The organism is Saccharothrix hoggarensis, assembly GCF_042678885.1.
Lineage (GTDB): Bacteria > Actinomycetota > Actinomycetes > Mycobacteriales > Pseudonocardiaceae > Actinosynnema > Actinosynnema hoggarensis.
Genome location: NZ_JBHTLK010000467.1, coordinates 1 through 1,640, shown reverse-complemented (window position 1 = coordinate 1,640; position 1,640 = coordinate 1). Strand labels below are relative to the sequence as shown.

At 76.0% G+C, this 1,640-nt stretch carries 2 protein-coding genes; both read right to left on the bottom strand.

Annotated features, from left to right (window positions below; translation table 11 throughout):
* Positions 1-30: 30 nt before the first annotated feature.
* Positions 31-843, bottom strand: a complete 813-nt coding sequence (locus tag ACFQ3T_RS36475; protein WP_380730713.1) for an NUDIX domain-containing protein — start codon at positions 841-843, stop codon at positions 31-33.
* 33 nt (positions 844-876) lie between these two features.
* A partial coding sequence (locus ACFQ3T_RS36470) for a sensor histidine kinase (RefSeq protein WP_380730711.1) occupies positions 877-1,640 on the bottom strand: 764 nt, incomplete at its 5' end.

The window sequence follows — 1,640 nt, the reverse complement described above, 5'->3', positions numbered from 1 at the left end:
CCCCGGACCCGCCGGGGGCGCGACGCCGGGTCAGGTCAGCAGCGCGTGGAGCGCGGGCAGGAGGACGCGGTCCGCGGGCAGCCAGTCGAGGGTGTCGAGGTCGGCGGCGGCGAGCCAGCGGACGGCCCGGTGCTCCACGGGCGACGGTTCGCCTTCCACGAGGTCGGCGGCGTAGACGCGGAGCAGCAGATCGGTGCGCAGCGGCACGTCGGGGCCCAGCTGCTCGCCCGGCGACACGGTGACGCCCAGCTCCTCCGCGCACTCCCGCACGACGGCCGCGTGATCGGTCTCGTCGGGCTCGACGCGCCCGCCGGGCAGCTCCCACTTCCCCGCCGCGTCGGCCGGGTACGAGCGCTGCTGGCCGAGCAGCAGGCCGTCGCGGATGATCGCCGCGCCCACCACCACGCGCGCGCCCACCAGCTCCACGCTGCGCCGCGACACCGCCTCCGCGCGCGCTTCCATCACCTTCAGCGCCAGGCCGCGCCCGACCACGACGTCCGCCAGCCGCCCGAACGGCCCTCCGGGGCTGGACCACTCGACCGAGTCGACCACCATCGTGCCGCCGCCGGTGTGCAGCAGGTCCGTGACCAGCGTCAACCGGGGCAGCGGGCCGCCGACCAGCTCGGCCGACACACCCGTGGTGTCGGCCCGCGTCACGACCAGCATCCCGTTCACCGGACCGACGGACCCGGTCAGCGACGCGCCGGCGTACAGCACCGGACCGCCCGAGATCCGCACGCCGAGCCCGCGCACGGCGCGGGCCAGCAGCCGGGCGTCCAGCAGCGCGGCGGCGACCGTCCGCAACGGGGCGTCCACCAGCGTGGTGGTTCTCAACTCGGGCACGAACGCCGATCCTGCCACCAGCCCAACCGGCGATCACCGGAAGAGCGGCCAGCGCACCTCCAGACGGGCCCCTCCCTCGGGCGACTCGCCCGCCCTGATCGTGCCCCGCCGGCGGCGCACGAGGTGCGCGACCAGCGCCAGGCCGAGGCCGAACCCGCCGGTGGCCCGGCCGCGGTCCGACTCGACCCGGTAGAAGCGGTCGAACACCTTCTCCCGGTGCTCCTCGGGGATGCCGTGGCCGTCGTCGTCCACCAGCAGCCGCACCTCGCGGGCGGCGGGCAGGACCGAGATCCGGATGAACGTGCGGGCGTACCGGGCGGCGTTGCGCAGCAGGTTGTCCAGGACCAGCTCGACCTCGGTGCGCGCGGCGTTGACGAGGCACGCGCTGATCGGCGCGGCGAGCTGCACCAGCAGCTCGGTCTCGCCCAGCCGGTCCACGGCGGCCTGCGCCTGCAGCACCAGGTCGACGGGTTCGGCGCGCGGCAGCTCCCCCGTGTCCGCGCGCGCCAGGATCAGCAGGGCGTCGACCAGCGCGGACAGCCGTTCGGACTCCTCCACGACGGATTCCAGCACCTCGATGGAGAAGTCCGGGTCGGGGTGCGCGACGGCCACCTCCGCCTGCGCCCGCACGGACGTCACCGGCGAGCGCAGCTCGTGCGCGGCGTCACCGGTGAACCGGCGCAGCCGCTCGGTGGCCTCGTCACGCCGGGCCAGCAGTGCGTTCAACGCCTCCGCCAGCGCCTGCAGCTCGTCCCGCGCGGCCGGCACGGGCCGGCGCTGCCCGCGCCGCAGCTCCT